This is a genomic window from Occallatibacter gabretensis (assembly GCF_001449115.1).
Classification (GTDB): Bacteria; Acidobacteriota; Terriglobia; order Terriglobales; family Acidobacteriaceae; genus Telmatobacter; species Telmatobacter gabretensis.
Window position 1 is genome coordinate 248838 of sequence record NZ_LAIJ01000010.1, and the last position, 24091, is coordinate 272928.

Below are 24091 nucleotides of genomic sequence, written 5' to 3' on the forward strand. Positions count from 1 at the left end.
CTGGTAGGGTTTTCACGTGAGGGATTTGAGAGCGGTGAGAGTGCGGAAGAGCGCGGTTTGGGTGCTGGTTGCAGCGGTGCTGGCTGCATCGGTTATGGCGCAGGGTGGGGCGCGCGAGGAGGCTGTGCGGCTGAACAATCGCGGCGTGGCGCTGATGAGCCAGCAGGCGACGGCGAAGGCTGCGGCGAGTTTTGAGGCGGCGCGCAAGGCGGACCGGAAGCTGGCGCGGGCGGCGATCAACGATGGCATTGCGCTGATGACCCTGCAGAAGCTGGATGAGGCAAAGGTGGCTCTGCAGCAGGCAGTTGAAATCGACCCGAAGAGCGCGGCGGCGTGGTACAACCTGGGGCTGGCGCAACATGCCGGCAACGAGATGGAAGATGCGCTGAAGAGCTTTCTGGAGGCAACGAAGCTTGATCCGAAGGATGCGGACTCGTTCTACTTTGCGGGCGCGTGTTACCAGGAGCTGAAGCGGTATGACGAAGCGATTGCGGTTCTGAAGAAGGCGCTCGATATCGATCCGATGCATGCTTCGGCGGAGTTTGGGTTGGCGCGGGCGCTGCAGCGGGAGGGAAAGACAGATGAGGCTAAGGAGCACTTCAAGCGCTTTCAGCACCTGACGAACGCGAAGATTTCGGCAGCTATTGGGCTGGCGTATGGAGAGCAAGGACGGCTTTCGCTGGTGATGCCGGTGGAACAAGGCGCGGCGAAGGCTGGCGCGATGATTCCTGTGAAGCTGATGGCTGAGACGATGGGGACGAGTAAGGCCGCGACGGGAGGCGCCTGCATGATGGACGTGACTGGCGCGGGACAGATGGACCTGGTGCTGATGCAGGCGGGGGCGCAGGCGATTGCGGTGCTGCATAAGGGAGCAGATGGGGCGTGGCAGCCGATGGATGCGGAGACTGCGGGGTTGAAGGCTGCGGGGCATGCTGTGGCTTGTGCGGTGGGTGACTACGACGGCGATGGGTTGAACGACCTGGCGGTGGCGCTGGAGGATGGCGTGCTGCTGTTTCGGAATCTGGGTGGCGGGAAGTTTCAGAATGTGACGGCGGAGGCTGGGTTGGCGGCGAAGAACCGGCCTACGGGGATCACGTTTGCGGATTATGACCATGATGGGGATTTGGATTTGTTGCTGACGGGGGCTCCGCTGGCTGCGGGCGGCGCTCCGAATGTGCTGTGGAGGAATAACGGGAACAAGACTTTTACGGAATGGACGGAGCAGGCTGGATTGGGTGGAAGTGGAAAGACTGCGGCGGCGATTCTGACGGATTTTAATAACGACCGGGCGGTGGATCTGGCGGTTACTGGCGATGGGGCTTCGCCGGTGATTTATGTGAATCCGCGTGAGGGGAAGTATCCGGCACAGGCGCTGTTTGACGCGAAGCTGCCGGCGAGTGAGGGGGTTGCTGTCTTTGACTTCAACAAGGATGGCTGGATGGATATTGCGGTGACGCATGACGGCGCGCCGGGTGTGACGCTTTGGCGGAATGTGGAGGGGAAGCGATTCGAGCGTGTGGAGCTTCCGCTGAAGGGTGCGGTGCGCGGATGGGGAGTGACACCGATTGATATTGACAACGATGGTTGGATTGATCTGACAGTGATTGTGGAGACGGAGTTGGGACACGAGCTCCGAGTATTTCGCAATCAAGGAGATGGAAGCTTTGCGGATGTGACCGATGGGCTGGGTCTCGACAAGATGATGAAGGCCCCGCGCGGATTGATTGCAGTGGATGTGGGAGATGGAGCACCGGGCCTGATTGTGACGCAAGAGAATGCTCCGCCGGTGCTGCTTAGGAATGTTGGCGCGAACAAGAATCATTTTGCGCGGATTGATTTGACGGGGCTGGCGGATAACAAGACGGCGCTGGGTGCGAAGGTAGAAGTCTTTGCGGACGGCCAATGGCAGAAGTTTGAGGTTGCGGGGGCGAGTGGGTATGCGACGCAGGGACCAGCGCAGGTGCTGGTGGGGTTGGGGCGGGCTGAGGGGATTGATCTGCTGCGGATTCTTTGGCCGACGGGCGTGCTGCAGGATGAGATTGATTTGCCTCATAAGCAGGTGATTGCGCTGAAGGAAGCGGATCGGCGGGGGAGCTCGTGTCCGGTGCTGTTTGCGTGGGATGGGCACAAGTACCGGCTGGTGACGGATGCGATTGGCGCGGCGGTGGTGGGGCACTGGTTTACGCCGTCGCGGAGGAATACGCCAAATCCGGGTGAGTGGATCAAGATAGATGGCGGGCGGCTGGAGCCAGTGGATGGAAGACTGAGCCTGCGGTTTATTGAGCCGATGGAAGAGGTGAATTACGTCGATCAGTTGCGGCTGGTGGCGGTGGATCATCCGGAGAAGGTGGAAGTGAATCCGGATGAGAAGTTTCTGGATGATCCGCCGTTTGCTTCGGGGCGCGTGGTGGCTTCGGCGGGTGCGCGTTTGCCGGTGGGAGCGTGGGATGGCGAGGGGCGCGAGGCAATGGATGCGTTGAAGAGCAGCGATCATCGCTTTGCGAGTGGGTTTACTGCGACGCCGTATGACGGGTTTGCGAATTTACACTCGTTGACGCTCGATTTGGGTTCGCTGGATGCGAAGTCCCCGCTGCGGTTGCTGATGACTGGATACGTGAACTACTTCAGCGCGACTTCGCTGTATGCCGCATGGCAGGCTAGGATTAAACCGATTGCGCCGTATGTGGAAGCCGAGATGCCGGATGGCGAGTGGCGGCGTGTGACGGATGAGGTGGGATTTCCGGCGGGGCTGGAGCGCACGATTGTGGTGGATCTGACGGGGAAGATTCCGGCGGGGGTACGGCGAATCCGGTTGATGACGAACCTGGAGATTTACTGGGACCAGGTGTTGGTGGATCAGAGCAGTGGTGCGGAGGCGCGGACGCACGATGTACCGCTGGCGCAGGCGACGCTGCATTTTCGGGGGTATCCGAAACAGATTGAGGGAGCTAGTTCTGGCGATCTGGATTATGACTACAATCGCGTGAGTTTGACGGGGCCGTTCCAGCGTCAGCGCGGGAACTATACGCGGATGGGCGATGTGACGGAGCTGGTGAAGGGCGTGGACGACCGCTACGTGATCTTTGGCAGCGGTGAGGAGATTGCGGCGGAGTTTGATGCGGCGAAGCTGCCTGCGCTGCCTGCGCATTGGAAGCGGGATTACTTCTTCTACGCGAATGGTTTTGTGAAGGACATGGACTGGTGGGATGCCGCGCCGTTTACAGTGGCTCCGCTGCCGTTTCATGGGATGAGCGCGTATCCGTATGGCGAGCGGGAGCAATTTCCGGATGATGCGGGTGCGTTGAAGTATCAGCTTGACTGGAATACGCGGTTTGATTCGGGTGAGCCGGTGCGATCGTATCGGTTTGATTACCACGAGATGCCTTCGACGCCGAGGGAGGATGGGGCGACTGGAACTGGCGCGGTGAAGCCGTGAGTGAAATTACGTTGCTGTCTGCGACGCGCCAACTGGAGATGCTGCGGTCGGGTGTGATCAGCGTGACGGAACTGGCCGAGGCGCATATTGCGCGGATTGAGCGGCTGAATCCGAAGCTGAATGCCTTTGCGGATTTTGATGCGGAGCGGGTGCGGGTGCAGGCCCGGGTGCTGGAGGATTCATCCGGACCTGGTTTTGGGCCGCATGATCCGCTGCATGGATTACCGGTGACGGTGAAATCGTCAATTGCAACGGCTGGGTTTCGCTGCGAGATTGGGAGTTTGCTGAATAAGGGCGAGACTTCGCGTGAGGATGCGGAAGTTGTGGCGAGGTTGCGCGGGGCTGGGGCGCTGATTCTGGGCACGACGAATTGCCCGGAGTTCCTGATGGCGTATGAGACTGAGAATCTGCTGCATGGGCGGACGTGCAATCCGTGGGATCTGGAGCGGACTCCGGGAGGGTCGAGCGGCGGGGAGTCAGCGGCGATTGCGGCAGGGCTTTCAGCGGCTGGTCTGGGAAGCGACAGCGGTGGGTCGGTGCGTGTGCCGGCGCATTTTACCGGCATCTGCGCGCTGAAGCCGACGCCGGGACGCGTACCGGGGCGAGGACATCTGCCGCCATGCGTGGGGCCGTTCTCTACGCTAGGTGCGATTGGTCCGATGGCGCGCACGATGGAAGATGTGGAGCTGCTGTTTCGTGTGTTGAGCGGGCAGGATGTGAGCGATCCGGTGAGTCCGCCCGTGGCTTTGCGTTCGCCTTCGTTGGATGAGCTTCGTGAGAGCACAATCGGATTTTTTGAAGACGATGGCGTTGTGCCGGTGACAGCCGAGACGCGTGGGGCGGTGCAGGCCGCGGCCCAGGCGCTGCGGGCTGCGGGTTTTCGCGTGGAGCCGTTCCGGCCACATACTCTGGAGCGGTTGCGGAAGCTATGGAACATCTTTTTTGTGCAGTGCGGGGCGATGTTTTATGAGCCTGCAATTCGCGGGAAGCGCGAGCGACTGAGCCCGATCTTTACGGAGTTTCGCGGTATTGCTGAGGCTGCGGGGCCACTGACAGCTGCTGAACTGCTGAATGCGTGGGCGGAGCTGGATCTGTTGCGTGCAAAGACGCTCGATGCGATGCGGGACTATCCGGTGCTGCTGTGCCCGGTGGCGAGCGTGCCTGCGTGGAAGCACGGAGAGCGCGAGTGGAGCGTGGAAGGCAAGGCCGTGGCGTATCTGGATGCGGTGCGCTACACGCAATGGTTCAATGCGCTGGCGTGTCCGGCGGCGGTGGTTCCTGTGGGACGGTCGCCCGAGGGATTGCCGATTGACGTTCAGATTGCGGCGCGGCCTTTCGAGGACGAGATTGTGTTGGGCATTGCGAAGATTGTGGATCGTGAATTTGGATACCGTCCGCCTCCGCTTGTTTAGCATGGGCACAAAGTAAGAAGGGCAACCCTTGCGGGTTGCCCTTCTATTGTTGGCTGCCTGTTGACTACGGCAGGTAGTAGCGGAAGGAGGTCCAGAACATGTTCTCGATGCCCTTTGGAGCATAACCGGACAGGTTGGCCCAGATTACGCGGCTTGAGTAGCTGTACTGGATTCCCTGGCGCAGACGGCCATGGGGGCCCTTGTAGAAGTCATACCAGTAGCCGAGGGTGCCTTCCTGAACGCCGCGATTGACGCCGCTGCAGGAGCTGCCGCTGGAGGGAATGACGGGAGAGGTGGGTGTCATGTTCTCAGTGCCGCAACCGGAGTTGCTTTCACCGATACCGTAACCGCCCGCTTTACCGGCCGAGTTCTCATAGAGCCACTTGCCGATGTAGTCGGCGCCGTAGTCGGCGTAGATTTCCAGTCGCGGAGTGGCATGAAATTCAAGCGTGCCGAGGGCCGAAAGGCTCTCGAGGGGCTTGAAGCGGCCGTCGGGTCCGACGGTGACATCCGCAATGGTGGAAGCACCATAGCGACCTGTGCCATGGCCGTAGAGAGCCTTCACACCAACGTCGAGCATGTGCGTAACCGGCAGGCGTGCGCTGCCACCGATGCCGCCACCCCACTGGGTATCGTTCCAGGGAGTGCTGTTGGCACCTTCGTAGATACGATCGCGGAAGGCGCGAGTGATGCCGATGATCTCATAGTGGCCGTAACCCGGATCGAAGGCCAGCTTGGCGATGAAATCGGGAACGGGGTTGATCGCGTAGGTGGTGAGGTAGCCCGGGATGCAGGTGATGCTGACCGGGGTGGTGGTGCTGGTGGAGGTGCAGGTGGAACCGTTGACGCCGCCGTTATAGAGACCTGCGCCTGAACCGGGATTGCCCCAGATATAGCTGACGCCCGGGTTAAGCGAGATTGTGCCGCCGGGTGAGAGGACCTGTGGGTTTTCCGCTGAGATGCCAACGGCGAACTTGTCGCCGAAGGACTTGGTAACACGGAAGCCATACTGACGGGTCCAGACGAAACCGACGTTATAGTTCGGGTCGATGGTCTGCGGCGTCTTGATGTCGCCGGAGAGGTTGGAGAGTCCCTTGGCGTCTTCTGTAGCCAGAGACCACATCTGGCCGCCGGCGAAGCCCCAGCCGCTGTTGGTAAGAGCCTGGCCCCAGACAACGCGCTGGCGGAAGACGTAGCTGTTGGACTGGTTGTTGTTTGAAGTGACGCCGGTACCGAGCCAGTCACCCTCGAAGTAGCCGCGGATGGTGCCCCAGTTCACCTTGCCTTCAGCCATCAGCGAGACGCGCGATTGGCGACCCGTGCCGTAGAACTCGCTCAGGTGATATGCCTCAGCCTGCGGGAAGGGCATGGCGGTAAACGGCGTGGGAATGTCTGATCCGGTGGAGTGCGCACGCCACACAGTTTCAGCCGCGGTGAAGCCGCCGGGAGTGATTGCGATGCCCTTGTAATGAAGCACGTTCGGGCTCTCGATCGACTGCTTGATCTTGGTGGTTTCATCGGAAACCGTAGTGGCAAGCGAGACTTGATTGGCCTTCAGGTCGTTGACTGTGCCCTGCAGAGCGCTGACGGCGGCGGCGTTATCAGCCACGCCAGCGGAAGCGGCCTGCGCACGGGCTGCTGCTGCCTCAGCATCGGCAGCCTTCTGCTGCGCGGCGCTCAGCGCGGCATCCTTGGCGGCCAGATCGGACTTCAGGCCGTCGATCTGGCTCTGCAGATCTTGACGCAGCTGTTTAATCTGATCTTCTGTCGCCGCGCAGCAAGGAACATCAGCCTTCTTGGCTGCTGGCTTGTGCTTTTTGGGCGGAGTGGCGTCGCTCGCATAGGCAAAGCTGCCGATTGCGCTGGCTGCCAGTGCGATTACGGCAACCGATTTGAGTTTCCAGTTCATTGTGCCTCTCTTTTTAAATACGGCTTGTTGCTTTTCACACACTGCTTATGCCGGGCATTTTTGTAGTTCCCCCGATGCCCGCTATGCGCTTCGATTACGAACGCGCACAGAGTATGCGCGCGACGAGAGGTCCCGCCGCTTTCCGGTTGTTTCTGGTTCAAGAGTGGCAGGGAAAGATGAAAATATGACGAATTTACAGGGATTTAATAGTTGTAACGTATTAGTAATAAAAGATTTACACTGCATTAACCTACGGGGTGCCGGGAAGAGCTATTTAGCCGCGTTGGCGCTGAGAAGATTGGCCAGCAGACGATAAGATCCGGGGACCAGCTCCGGAAGCTGCCGGTAGAGTGCGTAGGCGACATAGATATACGTGCCTTTGCCGGGATGGGCGACGATGAGGCCGCCGCGCTGCGGATCCTGGCCGGCATCAGCGGTTTCAGTGAGGGCGGTGTAGCCGGAATCCCAGGTGTCGAGGAAGGAATGGCCGCGCTCCTCAACCCAGCCATCGAAGTCGGCTGTGGTGATGATGTTTGGTGAGCGGAGGAGCGGATCCTGAGGCGCGAGAAGCTTGACGGGTGCGGTTTCGTCGACGACATTTTCGGGGCGCGATCCCAGGTTGAGCGGTACCGGGGCAGGAAAGGTTGAGCGCTGGTACTGCACGATGAGGTTGCCGCCGTTGCGGACGAAGGCATCGAGTCGGGGCTGGGCGGCGGCGAGCTCGGGACGGGTTTGATAGGCGCGGATGCCGATGACGATGACATTGAAAGCGGAGAGATTGGATGAGGCCAGTTCAGAGGATGAGAGCATGTGCGGCATGACGCCGAGGGCTTCGATGGCTTCGGGGACAAGATCACCCGCGCCCATGATGTAGCCGATTTTGAGGCTAGGTGCGAGTTTGACGTCGATCTTGCGCGTCTTGAGCTCGGCGGCTTTGTAGAGATTGTAAGGGCGAAGGCCCTGGTAGCCGATGCGACTCCAGCCGCTGGTGTAGGTGGCGTTGCCGGATTTCACCACGGCTTGGACGGTATATGCGCCTGACTGAGCGCCATCAGTAGTGACAGAGAAGAGGATGGGTTCGGTGTCGCCGGAGGACTTGCGGGCGAAGTGTGCTTCCGCAGGTTCGGAGTGCCAGCCGGCGGGAAGCTTGAGCGAGATTGTGCCTTCAGCTGCGGTTTGTGTGTGTACGACGACTTTGACGGGCAGTGGACTGCCGTCGAGTGGGACGATGCGGGCTTCGGGCGTCATGCTGACGCCGATGGCGGGCGTGACTACGAGGGGTTCGTAGAAGCCGCCGGGACCGGTGGCGTGCTGGAGGGTTTGGACCACTGTTGAAAGGCGCAACGGTGCGCCGTCGAAGGTGTATTCCACGTGGGCCTCAAGCGGCCAGGGTGCGAGGGAACGGCCGCGCCAGGCGGGGTTGGAGATGTCGTAGTATGGCTGCTCTGTGGTGGGACGTGTGAAGTAAGGCGCCGTGGGCTGGGCGTTGGCTGAGGCTTTTACGCGGAAGAGCGTGTCGGTTCCGATTTTTGCGTCCGATTCCGCAGACCATGGATCGCCGGTGCGGCTTTCGAGCCAGGCTTTGGACAGCGTGGCGGCGTTGCCGGATTGTGTGGTGTGAATGCGGACGTGGAAGTCTTCGCCGGGAGAGACGCTGGCGGGTGTTTCATCGGCGGATGCGCCGCGGCCACCGCCTCCACCGCCGCCGTTGGTGCGGAAGGCGGTGAGGTTGAGGCCGAGGAGTTCTTTGAGGGCGGATTGGAAAGTGTCGAGCTTGTAATCGAGTTCGAGGAGTAGGCTGGCTTTGGCTTGCGGGGTGAGATCGGTGGCGGCGCCGATGTGGGTGCGGAGGTCGAGGGTTTGCTTATAGATTTTAGCTAAGCGAGTTGGATCTTCATGTCCCTTCAACCGCTGGATGAAGAAAAGATGGAAAGAATCGCCGATTGAGTGAATCTCGTTAGTGAGCCATGCCGGCGCGGTTGATCCCGCCAGATAGATGTGTGTGGGGATTGTGACACGAGAGTTGGTAAATAAATCGGGTGCGGCTGTATCTGCCTTTTGTGCTGCGGATGGCGCGACGGCCCAGAGGTGATAGCTGGTGGTTGACGGGCCGCTGAGTGCGGGGCTTGCGCCGCCGTACTGCGATTTCTGCATGCCCCAGCCCTCTCGCGCGATCTGCACGGGGCTGCGACCGAGGATGGGATCGCGGTCGCCGACGGAGATGGTGACGTCGGCTGAGAGTGCGGTGGAGATGGTTTCGCCGGTGACGTAATTTTTGAAGCGCGCGGGGGCCCATTTGCCGGTTGCGTAGTCGAAGATGCCTTTGTCCGTGATGGGCGCGAAGGGCGTCATGCCGTAGACAGCGAGCGGTTGCCAGGGCTCGATGCCGTCCTTGAGCTGATCGGGGAAGACTTTGGGATCGGCTGCGGCTTTGAAGACTTCCTGCGCGATTTCGCCGGAGACCTGGTGGTGGCCGTGGCCGTCACTGACTGCGCCGACGAAGGTGGAGATGATGACTTGCGGACGCATGCGGCGGACAGCGAGGACTGCGTCATAGAGAACGCGGTTGTGGTCCCAGCGGGCGAAGGATTCTTCCTGCGTTTTAGAGAAGCCGAAATCGGCTTGCGTGCCCCACATCTGCGTGACGCCGTAATACTGATCTGCGGTGAGGAGTTCATTGGTGCGGATGAGGCCGAGCGCATTGTAGGTTTCTGCGCCCATGGCGTTTTGACCGCCTTCACCACGGGTGAGCGTGTAGAGGATGGTGCGAACGCCCTGGACGCGACTGAGGTATGTGAGCAGCGGGCCATCTTCATCGTCAGGATGCGCGACGATCATCATGACACTGGCTGTGGTGTTGAGACGGCGCAGGGCCTGTTCGAGAGCGGCGGAACCGCGATCTTCAGCGAGCGGAAGCGCGATTGAGCCGGCTTCATGCGGAGAAAGCGCTGCAGGGTCCGGGCCCTGAGCCTGCGCGGCGGCAAGGACGATTGCCGAAAGGAAACTTACTGCACTCATACGGACTACACTGGTGCGCGCCGAGGCGCGCTGCACTCTGATCGCTGGCAACATACGTGGGGTCAGTTTACATTCTGGCGGGTGTTATTGCTGTGGAGGTTGGACAGAGACTGTGGGGTAAGGCATAGAGGCAGTGGCGGGTTTTTTTGCCGCGGGGTCGGGTACGTAGATCGTGACTGCGGCGACTTCTCCATGCACATCGAGCGGAGTTTCGGCGCTGCTGTCCTGCTTGAAATTCGAGGGAATATCGAAATCTCCTGTGGCCACAAAAAATCCCAGACTGCCGGAGACGACGAGATCGCCAGTGTCCTGGTCCATTGCCGGCACAGGATCGGTTGAGGCCGAAGCCTGCAAAATGTAGGAGCCTTCGGGGACGTAATCGAGCGCAAACTCGCCATTGACCGCTACTGCAGTGCGCGCGAATTCATGAGAATCCGCGTAGAGAAGTTGCAGGGATGCCATGGCAGGCGGCTGTCCTGTGCGTTTCAGGAGCACCTGACCCTGAATCGAGTGCAGCTTGCTGAGTGGAATTGTGATGTCGATTCCTGGAACAGATTCTCCACCCTCAATCTTTACCGGCTTCGCGTTGCTTTTTCTCGGGGTGTCTCCGTAATAGATTGTGAGTCCGCCCGATTGGGAAAACTTGACGGCATCCGCGATTGGATTGGCGGGTGGCGCCGCGCCGGATGCCGTGGAGACCATTGTGCTGACGAGATATTCGCCAGGCGCAAGGCCAAGCGCACGGAAATGTCCGTGATCGTCGGTGACACGCTGAAATGCCTCTGTCATGGCCATGAGGATGGCGACGCCTTCCTCGGGAACTTTTTTCTCGACCTGGTCCTGTTTAGGGTGGATGGTGATTTGCAGTCCGATGGCAGGACTTCCATCGTCATAGAGAACCGTTCCTTCCATAACGGCGGCGCGCTCAAGCCGCACAGCAATGGAGGCTGTCTGGTCGGCGGCTACCGAGACCCGGATTGCTTGCGCATCCAGCTGCTTTTTCTCGTCAGAACTCATTCCGTTAAGACCACGAGCACCAGGCCTCGGAAAGGGATCGAGATATCCGTCTAATTTGGCGGAGACATAGTACGTGCCTTCAGGAACTCTGCCGATGGCGAAGCGTCCTTCGAGATCGCTTTGCGCCATGAAAGTCTGGCCGCTTTGGTTAGTTGCAGGCAACAGCGTGACGTGCGCAAGGCGCGCAGGGGTATTGGTATCCGCGCAGTAGATGGTTCCGGTGATAACACCGCGTGGAGGCCGGGACTTTGCGGCACGCTGCTCCTGAGAAGAACTGGATGCAGTGCACGCTATGGCAAAAAGCACGATTCCGGGGATGAGGCGCATAGGCTTCTCTAGAGATTGAGATCGATGGCCGAGGAAAATGAGAGCAGAGTCTGTGCTACGGGGCTCCAGTTTTTGCGGTGCAGCGGCGTGGGGCCCAGGCGCGTGAGAGCTTCGAGATGGATGGCGGTGCTGTAGCCTTTGTGCTGCGCGAGACCGTAGCCGGGGTATTGGCTATCGAGTTCGACGATGAGCCGGTCGCGATGCACTTTGGCGAGAACGCTTGCGGCGGCGATGGAGACGCTTGTCGCATCGCCCTGGATGACGGATTGCTGGCGGCAGGGAAACTCAATGGTAGCGATGGTGTCGATGCCGTCGATGAGCAGGTAGTCCGGCGTGAGGGCAAGTTGTTCGATGGCGCGGTGCATGGCGAGCAATGAGGCGCGTCGGATGTTGATGCGGTCGATGGTCTCGACATCGACTGCGGCGATGGCCCAGGCGACGGCCTGTGTGCGAATTTCGATGTCGAGTTCGTTACGCTTTTTCTCGGTGAGTTTCTTGGAGTCGTTCAGGCCCTGGTCCTGCAGGCGGCAGCCTCTTGGCAGAATGACCGCGGCGGCGACGACTGGACCGAACATTGGACCGCGGCCGACTTCATCCACTCCGGCAATGCGAAACGCGCCGCCACGATGAGCGGCGTTTTCATGCTTCCAGCCGCAAGTGGGATTTTGCCGGGGGGGTCTGACCATGCATCCAGTATAGTGATCGCCGGAATGACGGGATCAACCCTTCTCGAAGGAGTAATCGCGTTCGACACGGCAGATGCGTACTTTGTAGTTCTGATACCAGCCGGCGCGGCCGCGCTGCTGAGCTACCAGATGGTGAAGCGCTATCAGCACAAATAACGTGGGACTTCAGCGCGCAAAGAAAAACCCCGGCCTGATGGCCGGGGTTTTGTTCCTGATGAGGCGGAAAGACCCGAAAAAGCTAGGCTCTCTTGGCAGCGACTTCGCGATCGACTTCCTTGAGGCGGGCGGCCTTGCCACGGAGTCCGCGGATGTAGAAGAGCTTGGCGCGGCGAACCTTGTAGCTGCGAATCTTCTCTATGCGGTCAACGACCCTGGAGTTGAAGGGGAAGATACGCTCGACGCCCTGTCCGAAGCTCATCTTGCGGACGGTGAAGGTGCCCTGGGGGCCCTTGTTGATGGCGATGACGAGGCCTTCAAAGGCCTGGAGGCGTTCTTTATCGCCTTCCTTAATCTTGACCTGGACGCGAATCTGGTCGCCGGGAACGAAATTGGGCAGATCGGTGCGCTTGAGCTTATCGGCCAGGCGCTGCATTACTGGATGGATGGACATAGACTCTTCCTGCGTTTGAACTCAGAACTTTTAGTTTAACAAACATTGAGCCTTTGTGCCTATCCCGCAGAGTATATTGGCGGGATGGACGAGAGGCGAGAGTTTTTGCGGCATACTTTGGCCACGCTTGCGTATCGCGCGGCGCGGGCTGTGACGGGCGCGCCTGACGAGTTTGCAGGTTTTGACGGCGCGGGGCGGACGCCGGGAGAGATTCTGGCGCATATGGGCGATCTGTTCGACTGGGCGCTGAGCATTTCGCGAGGCGAGGAGACGTGGCATAGCTCTGAGCCGCTGCCGTGGGCGGAGGAGAAGCTGCGTTTTTTTGCGGCGCTCGAGGCTTTTGATGCGTTGCTGGCGAGTGAAGAGCTGATTCAGGCTCCGCTGGAGCGGTTGTTTCAGGGGCCGGTGGCCGATGCGTTGACGCATACCGGGCAGATTGCCATGCTGCGGCGGCTGGCTGAGTACACGAAGAAGGATGAGGATTTCTTCCGTGCTGCGATCGCTGCGGGTCGGGTTGGCGTGGATCAGGCGGCTCCGATTTTTGAGTATTAACGATTCCGGCGAGTTATCCTGTGCAGCTGTGGTTCCGAAGTGATTTGATTTGTGCCGGTTGTGGGTGATTGCACAGTTTCTGGAAGGATCTTTATGCGATCTTTATTCCGGGACTGTGCAGCTGTACCTGTATTTTCTGTTCAGTTTTGCACCAGTTCTAGTGCACCAGGGGTGGGGGAGGGGTCCCGTCCCCTCCCCAAAACGGCCACGGCCCGAACCAGTGAAGGTTCGGGCCGTGGCTTTTCTTCTGCTTGATTATGAGTGTGACAGAAAACCCCTTAATTGCATGCAAACTTTCTGAGCGCTGGGGACGTTACGAAAGGACAATGGACTTTCGTAATGGAGGAGTTAGCAAGTTAGCGCTACGCGTAGCGAGTTAGCGGGTTAGCGCAGAGCAAAAGTTGGGCTTTCGACTCGAATCAGGTGACGATGAACGGGATGGATGTGGGTCGGCTGTCGGGGTATCCCAGGTCTCAACGGCAGGGACGCCGGTACAACCTCTTGATCCTCTGCAAGCACCCGACGTGAAGCATTATTAAGCTAAATTAAATCGACACTATAGATAAGTTGGTGGATGTGTATAGACAATCCGTGAGATGATCCGCTCACGCAAGGACGGCCTTTCAGCGCGGATGCACGCCAGTCCAGTCCGGGCGGCAATAATATTTGGAAACTTTATCCGCCGCCGGGTGTTCATAGAACCAAATGTGAAAATCAGCGAGGAACAGATCCATGCCGGGCACACGACTCACGGCCCTCCTACTGGCCGCGTTCTCCATCACCGTCCTGCGCGCGCAGGACACGACCGCCACCGCAAACCAGCCTTCAGGCCGCCCTTCTCATACTTCCGCAGGGCCACGGCCACCCGTTGGAGAGCTGAAGATTGCGGAACCGACACTTCCCCCGGTGATTCACATTTGCATGGCCCATTGCGGACCGCTCATGTGGGACAACGGGCACTACATTAATTTTGGGCCGGAGAATACCAGCATTTACACGGTCGAGAGCTTCACCCGCGAGTCGGTTATTATCCATCGCACGGATAAGGGGCGTTTTCCGCTGACCGCGACGCTGACCGGCCGGATGTCCGACGACGGCGAAAGTGTCGTGAACGGCAAGATCGACTGGACATCGGGCAACTCCGGCTCAAGTCCATTCACCGCTGAATGGGGCAGCAGGATACTCTCGCAAGACCCGTATGAAGGACAACGGTGGTGGCTCGACGTCCCTTGTGACGCGTCCTCCCACATCTCCATCGAGAAAGCCAGTGAACGCGCGGAACAACTGTTGGAAGCTGACGATCTCATTCATGCCATATGCTGGATGCGCATTGGGGCAACACAGGGCGATGCCATGGCCCAGGGTGCCCTCGCGTCCATTCTGTATCGGGGCGTCGGAGTACCGGTGAATATTCCCGAGGCCGCACACTGGGCCGAAAAGGCCTCCGCGCAGAATTACTATCTTGGCGAACACGTATTGTCGAACATGTTCGCCAGCGGAGTGGGCAAGCCTAAAGATCCTGCCAAGGCGGAGTTCTGGAGAGCCCGGTACGAGAAGGACAAACTGGCGAATGACCGCGCGGAGCAACAAGCGCAGGAAGCGCGACAACAGCGCGCCCAAGCACAGGCCCAGCAAAATCAGCAGGCCGGTGTGCTTATGCTGCAGCTCTTGCTTGGCGCATTCTCGGTAGATTCTGAAAGCCACAGCAGTAGTGGTTCCGGGCCTAATCGCTACGAGCAACTCAAGGCGGGTTGCGCCGGGGGGTCTTCCAACGCCTGTGCCCAGAGCGGTGGAACCCCACCCGAATAGCGCGCCTTTAACCCGACTTCAAATCCCATCTCAAACCGGGGGCTGCGGCCCCCGCCGTGCTTCGAGCGCCTTTCCTCATCTTCGGCACGGCGAATGTTTTCCCGCAAGAGCCCATCCCCGCTCAAACCCCTCCTCCGCCTCCCCTTCATGCCGCGCATGCGACATCCCCTCGCTCAAATTTGGCCCCGTTCTCCGGGCCGGTAATCACGAACCTGACGCCTCGACAGTGGCGGGCGCGGCGTCCCGTCAACGGCGCTGCCCGCTCCGTTCGCTCGCGCTCCCGTGTTGGCCGTTCGCCTTCCCAACGCTCTCGGTGATAGAGCACTTGAGTAGCGCCCGGCCCTGATTTTCTCGGCGGTTCGGATTCAGCGGACCCAATGAGGAGAACGGGACCATGAGCAACAAGAAACAGGATGTCTAGCGGAGGCCTTCGGTTTGGAAGGGGAGGTTGGTGATGGGTGAGTTGGCGGGGTCGGCGGCAAGGTTGGGGGCTATGGAGACGCCTTTGGCTGCGGTTCTGGTGACCGAAGTGTTCCAGCCGTCGAGGACGATGAGGGCTTCTTCACCGTGGAGGTCTTTGAGGTCGGCTTCGATCTCGATGGTGCGGCTTTCGCCGGGCGTGAGCGAGACGTAATTATTTGAATAGAAGACGGGCAGGACGCGGTCGCCTGACTTGCGGCGGAGCTGGATGTGCGCCATGAGTGCGATGGATGTGGATGGGTTGCGAAGGGTGACCATGAAGTGGGCCGTGCCGTTGTCGTCGTGGCGGGCGATGGTTGGCTCAAGGGTGACCGTGGGCAGCTTATTCAGATCGGTGAGGTCGTCGTTGAGCGGTTCTTTCGACGGGGAGGCTTCGACGACATCCGGGGTACGGCTGCTGCGCCAGTAGAAGTTGGTGGAGATGAGCTTGCCGGCGGCGTCTTTCAGATCGAGCTTGATGAAGTTGACGTTGGATATGGCGCTCGATAGCTCGAGCTGGCCGAGATTTGCGGCTGTGGCTGCGGGAACCTCGACAGGCCAGTCGCGCTCCCAGGCTACGCGGCCATCGAGATTGTATACGGTGGCGTGTGCGGTGGCTTTGGATATTGCGTCGGGAAGGTTGTTTATGACCTGCACCTGTCCGGCGTTTGGTCCCGTGCCTTCGTTGAGCTGGATGTGCTGCAACTCACCGGCTTTCTGCACGGCGAAGAGCGAGGAGTTGGGCTCGTAGTCGTAGTGATAGAGCTGCCAGACGAAGCTGGGCTGAGCGGGGTGGCTCATCCAGGTGATGATGGCCGTGGTGGGGTGGAAGAGTTCGGCGTTGCGGCCTTCGTACATGGAGCGATAGGCCTCGTAGTTCATGAGCTGACCCTTGCGGACGAAGTCGGCGAGATTGGAGATTTTGCCGTAGCGGGCGCTGACGATGCCGGGGTATTTGCCGCCCTGGACTGCACCGTTGGCGAAGTCATGTTCGGCCCAGGCGTCGGTGATCATCTCCCAATCTTTCTTATCCAACATGCCGCGAGTGGATTCGAGGGTAGGGATGGACATGGAGCCGGTTTCGGTCTTGAAGAAGTCATCGCCGATCTTGTAATACTCGCGCGGAGTGCGCCAGTGGTATGGGCCGTTGGAGCGGACGCCGCCGCCGGAGGTGGAGCTGGGCTGATAGCGGCGGGTGGGTTCAAGTTCTGCCATGAGAACGCGGAGGCGATCGTCGATCTCCTTTGGCGGGAAGCCCTCGTTGCGCGCGCACCACAGCATGATGGAGGGATGGTTGCGGTAGCGCAGGATCTTGTCGCGCACGTTGGCCATGTAGGCGTCGAGGTCGGTGGGATCGGGGCCGTCGGAGGGGTTGGGCTGGAAGAATTCATCCCAGACGAGGATGCCGTACTTATCGCAGAGCTCGTAGAAGTCCTCATTGGTGGACTGGCCGACCCAGTTGCGGATGAGGTTGAGATTCGCGAGCTTGTGCATGCGGATCTGGGCTTCGAGGCGCTCGCGCGGGATGCGTTTGAGGGCTTCATCGAGGCCCCAGTTGCCGCCGCGGATGAAGACGCGCGCACCGTTGACGGAGATGGTGAGGTTTTCGGAATCTGGTACGGAGTAGGTAATTTTGCGGATGCCGAAGGTGACGTCTGTGGCGTCGGAGACGTGCTTCTTTGAGTCGAGGAATGTGAGGTGGAGCTTGTAGAGGTTCTGCGGGCCGTATCCGTTGGGCCACCAGAGGTGCGGGTTCTGGATGTGGAGCGCTGGAGTGGACTTGGGGTCGAAGGTGACTTTTTGCTTGGAGTGAGCGGGGATTTCGACGGGCTGCTCGAAGGAGATGTTTTCGATGGTGCCCTTGAGGATGCCTTTTTGCGGGGCGTCAGTGACGTTTTCTACGGTGGCCTGGACGGCTACGTCAGATGAATCGATTTTGGGAAGCGGGAGATCGGTGGTGACGAGCGGGTCTTTGATGGTGACGTCGCCGGAGGCGGAGAGGAAGACTTTACGCCAGATGCCGGTATCGCGGTCGCGGATGGCGGGGACCCAGTCCCAGCCGATGGTGGAGAGGAAGGTGGGGCCGTCGATGGCGGTGATGCCGCCGTTGGGTCCCATGCCGCCTTTGAGGGTGTGCTCGTGCGGGTTGCCGGGGTGGGGCTGCGGGGCGACGAGGACGGCGATGACGGCTTGTTCGTGCGGCTTAACGATAGCGGTGACGTCGAATCTGCCGCGGATGAAGGCGCCTTTGGTGGTGCCGACTTGCTGGCCGTTGACCCAGATTTCAGAGGAGTAGTTGATGCCGTCGAAGTTGAGCCAGATGCGATGGCCTACATATATAGATGGGACGGTGAAGACGGTGCGGTACCAGTATGGGGTTTTGTTGAGCGACTCGGGGATGATTTCTGGGCGGTTGTTTTCGCCGAAGAGCGCTTCCGGATAGGTTTTATCGGCGATGAGCGAGGTGAGGACGGTGCCGGGAACTACGGCGGCGTGCCAATCTTTTGGGGCGTACGCGGCGGAGGAGATCTGCGCGCCGGTATCGGTGACTTTCGCGGAGTCCTGGAGCTGCCAGCCGGAAGCGATTTCAAGCTGCGGAGGCGGATAAGCCTGCGCGGCGGCGCTTAGGGCGGGGATTGCGAGAGATGTCATTGCCAAGGCCCGGAGAAAACCGACGAGACGATCATGCACGGAGAGAGTCCTCGCTTGAGGTATGAAATTTGAATGTGCGTAGAGATGGTTTTTCGTAAACCAACCAATTGTAGTGTGTTCAGCCTCCATAATGAGGACATGGAATTTGCGCGTTCTTCTGGAGTTTTGCTGCATGTGGCTTCGTTGCCTTCACGGGGTCCGATTGGGGACCTGGGACCGGCGGCGTATGAGTTTGTGGAGTTTCTGGCGGCTGCAAAACAGCATGTGTGGCAGGTGTTGCCGCTTTGTCCGACGGGGTACGGGAATTCTCCGTATGCGGGGACGAGCGCGTTTGCGGGGAATCCGAACCTGATCAGCCTGGAGGTGTTGGGGGATTGGGAATGGATGGGCAGAGATCAGTTGTCAGAGATCAGAGATCAGAAAAGCGCCGTTGACTATGGAGCGGTGGAGAGCGAGAAGTTGCCGCTGTTGCGGGAGGCGGCGGGGAGTTTTCTGGACCGCGGGGCGAGCGATCCGAAGCTCGCGGAGCAGTGGCAGGGGTTTGCGGCGTTTTGCGCGGCGGAGGCGCACTGGCTGAACGACTATGCAATGTACGCGGTGCTGCGCAATGTGCATGGGACCGGAGCATGGACGCATTGGCCGGAGCCGGTGCGGCGGCGCGAGCCTGAGGCGCTGAAGGCGCTGGTTGCGGAGCGTGGGCGCGAGCTGGCGGTAGAGCAGGCGATGCAGTTTGCGTTTGCAATGCAGTGGAATGCGTTGCGGGAGGCTGCGGCTAAGCATCGGATTCGGCTGCTGGGCGATATTGCAATTTTTGTGAGTATGGATTCGGCAGATGTGTGGACGCATCCGGGGATTTTTGAGCTGGATGAGGAGTTGAGGCCGGTGCATGTGGCGGGAGTTCCGCCGGATTATTTTTCTGCTACGGGACAGCGGTGGGGGAATCCGCTGTACCGGTGGGATGTGCTGGCAGAGCTGGGGTATGGCTGGTGGGTGGATCGCGTGCGGCGGTCATGTCAGCTGTATGACATTGTGCGGCTGGATCATTTTCGCGGGTTTGAGGGGTACTGGTCGATTCCGGGAGCGGAAGAGACGGCGGTGAATGGGGAATGGGTGAAGGGACCGGGGATGGCGCTGTTCAGCGCGCTGGAAGTGGCGCTGGGAAAGCTGCCGCTGGTGGCGGAAGATCTGGGCTTGATTACGCCCGCGGTGGATGCGCTGCGGCTGGAGGCGGGCATGCCGGGGATGAAGGTGATGCAGTTTGGATTTGGCGGCAAGGGGGCGCATCCGCACTTGCCGCACCGGTATACGCCGGGCACGGTGGCGTACACGGGAACGCATGACAATGACACGACGCAGGGCTGGTGGAATAGAGCGAACGACCAAGAGCGCGCGGCGGTGGAGGCGTATGTGGGGCCAGTTGCGGACCGGCCGGTATGGCCGCTGATTCGCGCGATGGAGGCGAGCGTGGCGGAGATTGCGATTGCGCCGGCGCAGGATCTGCTGGAACTGGGAGATGAGGCGCGGATGAATACTCCGGCTGTGGCGGGTGGCAATTGGGGTTGGAGAGCTGCGGAGGGCGCGTGGACGCCGGAGATTGCGGCGCGACTGGCTGCGCTGGCCGAGGTTATGGACCGGGAGAATGATCCGCTGGCGAAGGGTGAAGCGACGCCGGCGTAGTAGCGGGCATTCCGGCGTGGCGTGTCAGGATGACACGGGGAAGAGCAGAGTGCGAGGATGGACGCGGAGGATTCTCCCGTGAGAAAGCTGAGCCCCCTGATTCGCTTTTTCCTTCTCCTGATCTTTGTTCTTTCCTTTTTGCAAACTAGTTTATTTGCGCAGACGCGGCTGCTTCCTGATGTCGGCTCGACATTGGTGGAGCGGTTTGGGCGTGTGCCTGCGCCGGGAGTTCACCCCAGGGTTGTGATGGGGCCGGATGAGCTGGTCCGGTTGCGGCAGGTGATGCAGCAGACGGAGGTGGGCAAGTACACGCTGGGCAGGGTTGACCATTACGTGGAAGTGCTTCACACAGGCCAGCCGCTGGGCGCGGAATTTGACGGACTTGTCAAAGGCGACCTGAATGCAACCACGTATGTGAAGGATGGATTCTGGCAGAACAAGATTGTCTATGTGCTCAGCCTGGAATGTTTTGAGGCATTGCTTCGACAGGATCAGGTGAGAGGGCAGCAAGCAGCCGCGGCTCTTGCCACGTACGCTTCTATCCCAAGAAACTGGGCGAAGATAGATCCCGACGTTCATCTGGCTCTAGCGTACGACTTCGATTACGTCTATATGACCGACGTGCAACGGCGGGTTGTCCGGCAGGCCATCTCCCTGTCCACGGTGGGCAAAAAAGTCTTCGGAGATGGCATGCCCGCGGATTGGAATACGTCCAACTGGATGCCCGGCGGAATGGGTCTTGTGCTCTCGGCGCTGGCGATTGAGGGAGAGCAAGGATACGATGCTGCGATCTATCCGTCGTGCCGGCAGGTGATGAAGAACTTCCTGCACTACGGGATTACGCAGGCGGGCGGCAGCATTGAGGAGATGCACTATTTCCATTACGGAATGAGCGTTGGCGCGCTGGCGCTGGTGGCTTTTGCGAGGCATGGGGACGATCTTTTTATAGAACCCCATTACCGCGCGCTTCCGAATTGGCTGGTGGCAGCTATGGAGCCATACGGGGATGCCTTCTCAATGCATCAGGACACGCCAAATGATCAAGGCGGTGTTCTCACCAACTATCTGATCCTGAAATGGCTCTGGCCCAAAGATCCCGTTGTTGACATGATCTGGCGCAACCGGGTGGAAACAGATCCAATGGCGGGGCTGGGTAATTACGGAGACTGGCTCTTCGTGCTGCTTTTTCCTTCGGACCCCGTTGGATGGAAGCCCTACAGCGGCCCAAATCCGCACACAAAATGGGGCTTGAATGAGGCAGCGATTCCAGCCAATTACCCTGATGCGGTGAGCGGAATTGAGGCTCTGAACCTTCCACTTACCTACTGGGATCCGGAGCGTGGCCTGCAAATCACCCGGAATAAATGGGGCAGAGACGGAATGGTTCTGCACCTGGACATGAATACCCAGGCGAATTATGCCGCTGCTCACGCGCATTCCAATTCCGGGGAGTTTACGCTCTCGGCGCTGGGGAGAAAGTGGGCGATCGACCGCGGATTTCATGTTGCGGAGACCAAGGACAGTTCCTGCATTCTGATTGACGGACGCGGACAGGGCTTTTTCCCGATTGGAGGGGCCACTGTGGAGCGTCGCGAAGAACCGAACCTCACGGTGATGGCAGGCGATGCCTCGGAGCCATACCACTGGATCTTGCGGGCCCAGATCCGCCTCAACGATCCGGCAATATCGGCATTTCACTGGGAGCCGGATACCAGAGCCGATGTTGTCCGGAGATTCGACGAATATGCCCTAGTCATGAACAAGGCGGAGCCCTGGCACGACAGACAGGCGACGCAGTATACCTTTCATGCGGTCTACAACCCGGTAGAAAAGGCGTTTCGCACTGCTGCTCTGCGGAGGAATGGATCGCATGATTACGCGCTGATTGTCGATGACATAAATAAGGATGGGAGCAGTCACCAATATGACTGGCTGATGCAGGTGGCGGATGACCTGGAGGTCAAGAGCACGAACGGAAACTCGATGGTGCTGGGTAGTGCGGATGCGAAGGACAATCGCAGGCTGCTGGTGCAGATGATCGGCGTGAGCGGCGGGGGAAGCTGGGTATTTGAAAAATACGAAGTGAAGCGCACGCCTGAATCGGGGGATACGGCTTCGTTTGGAATGGGAAATCGGCTGAGGTACAGCGTGCGCGGTGTGGAACCGGGATTCAAAGTGCTTCTTTATCCGTACCGCGAGGGCGAGGCGCTTCCTGAAGTCTCGGCGAATGGCCTGCTGGAGTTGCGCTGGGCGAACCAGAAGGATGATTACGTGCTGACCATGTTGCCGACGGGAAGAACTGAAGTGCGGATGCGCTAGAGGCGTTCAAGGAGTGCTGTCATGCGCTTATTGGATTCTGGCTTTGCCGTTTGAGTCACAGAGATGAGAGTTGATGCTTTCGAGCGAGGCTGGGACGGTCAGGCCTGCCTTGGCTACAAGAGCGAGAAACTTTGGATCTTTGTGGAAGGCATCATAGAGCGGGTCCACGGCGACGTGCAGCATGTATGGGTCCTGTGATGCAGTGAGCCGTTCAAGCTCAGCCAGCGTCTGGTCGCGATTGCCGGCGCAGGCGTGCCACTCGGCGGGCGAAAAATCATTCAGCTGGCTCACACCTCGCCGATTGTGGATGGCTTCAAGCCGCAACTGTGCATAGGCGCGGATGCCTTTGGTTTTGAGGATATCCATGCCTTTGTCTTCGAGCTCAATGCGTGCCTGATCGTTTTGCAACTGTGCCATGTAACGCCATTCGCGGACTGCGTCTTCATAGTGGCCCGTTTCAAAGTAGACCCACGCCAAGGTGTTGTGCGCGATGGGCAGGTTGGGCAGCAGATCGACGTATTTCTTGGCCGCGTCCACGGCGATGTTGTTCTGGCGGGCATAGGTGCCGACAAGGCCCTGCATGGCATAGACCGAAGGCAGGAAGGGTGAGTTGGTCTGCGCATAGTGAAGCTGGTCGAGGGCTTCATTGAAGCGGCCTTCCACGGCTAACAAAACAGCCAGCCAGTTGCGATACTCGGCCTGCGTGGGATCGATCTGGATGGCGTTGCGCAGCTCGGCCTCGCCGCGCACAAAATTCCGATCCTGCTTATAGGCAATGCAGCCGAGGACGGCATGCGCCTGTGCCAGCGAGGGGTTGAGTTGAATTGCGCGCTGGGCCGCGTCCTCGGCTTTGCTCAGCAGGCCATTGCGCGGGTTGGTGTCATAGGCGCTGAGCTTTAAATATGCCGTGGCAATTCCGGCGTATGCAGCGGCGAAGTTCGGGTCACGCTGCGTGGCCAGCTGAAAATTGGCAGCCGCGCGTTTGAGGGAATCGGGATCGCGCTCATACATCTGATATGCGCCCTGAAGATAGAGCTCATACGCCTGCGCGTCGTTTGTGCTGCCTTTCAGCGTTTGCAGGGTTGTGGTGTTCGATTGCAGGTAGTGGAAGACGTCCCGCTGCAGGCGCTCGCAGAGTGCGGGTAGGTCCTTCTTTGCTCCGCTGTATTCAAAGGAAGCGAGATGGACGGCGTCCGAGGCGCGCACCAGCTCAAATTTGAGGTCGTACTGGTCACCCTGGCGGACCATGCTGCCGAGCAGCACGTCGTCGAGATTCAATGCGTTCGAGATGCGCGGCACTTCCGCTGCGTCTGACGATGTGAAGGTGCTGGCCGCACGCACCTGGACGCGCGGGAGCTTGGAAAGCGCATCGCTAAGCTCGAGCCGGAAGCCTTCGCCTACATCGGAGTCCTGTGGCTCGCCGTGAACATGAATGGGCGCAATGCCGAGGCTGAGGCTGGGCGCGGCTGGTGGGGGTACAGGTTTCAAGCGAATGATGGCGATGATGGCAATTGCCGCGGCCAGGGCGACCAAGGCGACTATCCAGGTCCATCGGGGCCGTGAGGTAGTGCGTGGAGGGGTCTCTGATGTGGAAGCCGGAGGAGCGGAAGGAAATTCTTCTGTCACCGGGGAGCCGGCGGAGAAATCTACTGCAGGCGCGACTAACAGAGCGGGCGGGTCGGGCAGGTCAGAGGGAAGTGCGAAGGCAGGCGAGACAATCTCCGGCGGGTTGTCAGGCCGGGCCGAACGGGGAATGACTGTGATCTCGCCGCAAAAACTGTAGCCGCGCTTGGGGATGGTTTTGAGGAAGCGCGGATTGCGCGGATCGTCGCGCAGGATGTTGCGGAGCCGGTTGACGGCGACATTGATTCCCTGGGTGTAGTCGAGGAATTCTTCGTCCGGCCAGAGGACCTGACGGAGCTCATCGCGGCTTACAAGCTGGTTCGCATTTTCGAGCAGCACCTCAAGCAGCAGCGCGGTCTGTTCGGGCAAGTGTGCGCTGCGCTTTTTGCGCGTTAAGGTACCGGTTTCTGCGTCAAACGTGAACTCGGCAAATGCGAATACCTGTTTAGCCATGGCCCCAAGGTTGTACCCGCTCCACTACCCATGAGGGCACAAAAGGCACAACTGGATGAATATGCAAAGTTAGATTAACACGCAGCAGGGCGCCATCTGCGTGCAGTCCCGGATCGGGAAGGGGCGCAATTG

General features: G+C 59.7%; 14 protein-coding genes. 7 read left to right on the plus strand and 7 right to left on the minus strand.

What is annotated here, in order from left to right; genetic code table 11:
* Positions 1-16 precede the first annotated feature (16 nt).
* On the plus strand, positions 17-3436 hold the full coding sequence (locus tag VO84_RS17390) for an FG-GAP-like repeat-containing protein (RefSeq protein WP_231738039.1): 3420 nt from the start codon (positions 17-19) through the stop codon (positions 3434-3436).
* Positions 3433-4848, plus strand: a complete 1416-nt coding sequence (locus tag VO84_RS17395) for an amidase (RefSeq protein WP_058189015.1) — start codon at positions 3433-3435, stop codon at positions 4846-4848. The genes VO84_RS17390 and VO84_RS17395 overlap by 4 nt, the downstream gene beginning before the upstream one ends.
* Positions 4849-4912: 64 nt before the next feature.
* On the opposite strand, the gene VO84_RS17400 is transcribed toward VO84_RS17395, so the two are convergent.
* From VO84_RS17400 to VO84_RS17415, 4 genes are all read right to left on the minus strand, one after another.
* On the minus strand, positions 4913-6757 hold the full coding sequence (locus VO84_RS17400; RefSeq protein ID WP_058189016.1) for a hypothetical protein: 1845 nt from the start codon (positions 6755-6757) through the stop codon (positions 4913-4915).
* Positions 6758-7027: 270 nt separating this feature from the next.
* A complete protein-coding gene (locus VO84_RS17405) occupies positions 7028-9829 on the minus strand; it encodes a PIG-L family deacetylase (RefSeq protein WP_058189017.1) in 2802 nt (933 codons plus the stop codon).
* A 30-nt stretch (positions 9830-9859) separates the two neighbouring features.
* On the minus strand, positions 9860-11119 hold the full coding sequence (locus VO84_RS17410; RefSeq protein ID WP_058189018.1) for an MSCRAMM family protein: 1260 nt from the start codon (positions 11117-11119) through the stop codon (positions 9860-9862).
* An 8-nt stretch (positions 11120-11127) separates the two neighbouring features.
* Positions 11128-11805 carry a ribonuclease HII gene (locus VO84_RS17415; protein WP_082662119.1) on the minus strand — a complete coding sequence of 226 codons (678 nt, stop codon included), beginning with the start codon at positions 11803-11805 and terminating at the stop codon, positions 11128-11130.
* A 24-nt stretch (positions 11806-11829) separates the two neighbouring features.
* On the opposite strand from VO84_RS17415, the gene VO84_RS23190 reads away from it, so the two are divergent.
* Positions 11830-11961, plus strand: coding sequence for a hypothetical protein (locus VO84_RS23190; RefSeq protein WP_269431428.1), 132 nt, complete (start codon positions 11830-11832; stop codon positions 11959-11961).
* 82 nt (positions 11962-12043) lie between these two features.
* On the opposite strand, the gene rplS is transcribed toward VO84_RS23190, so the two are convergent.
* Positions 12044-12415 carry a 50S ribosomal protein L19 gene (rplS, locus tag VO84_RS17420; RefSeq protein ID WP_058189019.1) on the minus strand — a complete coding sequence of 124 codons (372 nt, stop codon included), beginning with the start codon at positions 12413-12415 and terminating at the stop codon, positions 12044-12046.
* A gap of 84 nt (positions 12416-12499) precedes the next feature.
* Here rplS and VO84_RS17425 point away from each other — a divergent pair, with 84 nt between their 5' ends.
* Together VO84_RS17425 and VO84_RS17430 are read left to right on the plus strand one after the other, a co-directional pair.
* A complete protein-coding gene (locus tag VO84_RS17425) occupies positions 12500-12967 on the plus strand; it encodes a hypothetical protein (protein WP_058189020.1) in 468 nt (155 codons plus the stop codon).
* A gap of 732 nt (positions 12968-13699) precedes the next feature.
* Positions 13700-14776: a tetratricopeptide repeat protein gene (locus VO84_RS17430; protein WP_058189021.1), complete on the plus strand. Its 1077-nt coding sequence runs from the start codon at positions 13700-13702 to the stop codon at positions 14774-14776.
* Between the two features lie 417 nt (positions 14777-15193).
* Here VO84_RS17430 and VO84_RS17435 read toward each other — a convergent pair whose 3' ends face one another.
* Positions 15194-17887: a glycosyl hydrolase 2 galactose-binding domain-containing protein gene (locus VO84_RS17435; RefSeq protein ID WP_082662194.1), complete on the minus strand. Its 2694-nt coding sequence runs from the start codon at positions 17885-17887 to the stop codon at positions 15194-15196.
* Positions 17888-18025: 138 nt separating this feature from the next.
* Here VO84_RS17435 and malQ point away from each other — a divergent pair, with 138 nt between their 5' ends.
* Together malQ and VO84_RS17445 are read left to right on the plus strand one after the other, a co-directional pair.
* Positions 18026-19564: a 4-alpha-glucanotransferase gene (gene malQ / locus VO84_RS17440; RefSeq protein WP_058189022.1), complete on the plus strand. Its 1539-nt coding sequence runs from the start codon at positions 18026-18028 to the stop codon at positions 19562-19564.
* A gap of 138 nt (positions 19565-19702) precedes the next feature.
* Positions 19703-21883 (plus strand): hypothetical protein, encoded by a 2181-nt coding sequence (locus VO84_RS17445; protein ID WP_197414094.1) that lies wholly within the window; start codon positions 19703-19705, stop codon positions 21881-21883.
* A gap of 27 nt (positions 21884-21910) precedes the next feature.
* Here the strand turns inward: VO84_RS17445 and VO84_RS17450 are convergent, their stop codons facing one another.
* Positions 21911-23959: a winged helix-turn-helix domain-containing protein gene (locus VO84_RS17450; RefSeq protein ID WP_058189024.1), complete on the minus strand. Its 2049-nt coding sequence runs from the start codon at positions 23957-23959 to the stop codon at positions 21911-21913.
* Between the last annotated feature and the right edge of the window lie 132 nt (positions 23960-24091).

Coding starts and splice junctions, on each gene's coding strand:
- VO84_RS17400 (WP_058189016.1), bottom strand. CDS start 6,757: ATGAACTGGAAACTCAAATCGGTTGCCGTAATCGCACTGGCAGCCAGC.
- VO84_RS17405 (WP_058189017.1), bottom strand. CDS start 9,829: ATGTTGCCAGCGATCAGAGTGCAGCGCGCCTCGGCGCGCACCAGTGTA.
- VO84_RS17410 (WP_058189018.1), bottom strand. CDS start 11,119: ATGCGCCTCATCCCCGGAATCGTGCTTTTTGCCATAGCGTGCACTGCA.
- VO84_RS17415 (WP_082662119.1), bottom strand. CDS start 11,805: ATGGTCAGACCCCCCCGGCAAAATCCCACTTGCGGCTGGAAGCATGAA.
- VO84_RS23190 (WP_269431428.1), top strand. CDS start 11,830: ATGACGGGATCAACCCTTCTCGAAGGAGTAATCGCGTTCGACACGGCA.
- rplS (WP_058189019.1), bottom strand. CDS start 12,415: ATGTCCATCCATCCAGTAATGCAGCGCCTGGCCGATAAGCTCAAGCGC.
- VO84_RS17425 (WP_058189020.1), top strand. CDS start 12,500: ATGGACGAGAGGCGAGAGTTTTTGCGGCATACTTTGGCCACGCTTGCG.
- VO84_RS17430 (WP_058189021.1), top strand. CDS start 13,700: ATGCCGGGCACACGACTCACGGCCCTCCTACTGGCCGCGTTCTCCATC.
- VO84_RS17435 (WP_082662194.1), bottom strand. CDS start 17,887: ATGACATCTCTCGCAATCCCCGCCCTAAGCGCCGCCGCGCAGGCTTAT.
- malQ (WP_058189022.1), top strand. CDS start 18,026: ATGGAATTTGCGCGTTCTTCTGGAGTTTTGCTGCATGTGGCTTCGTTG.
- VO84_RS17450 (WP_058189024.1), bottom strand. CDS start 23,959: ATGGCTAAACAGGTATTCGCATTTGCCGAGTTCACGTTTGACGCAGAA.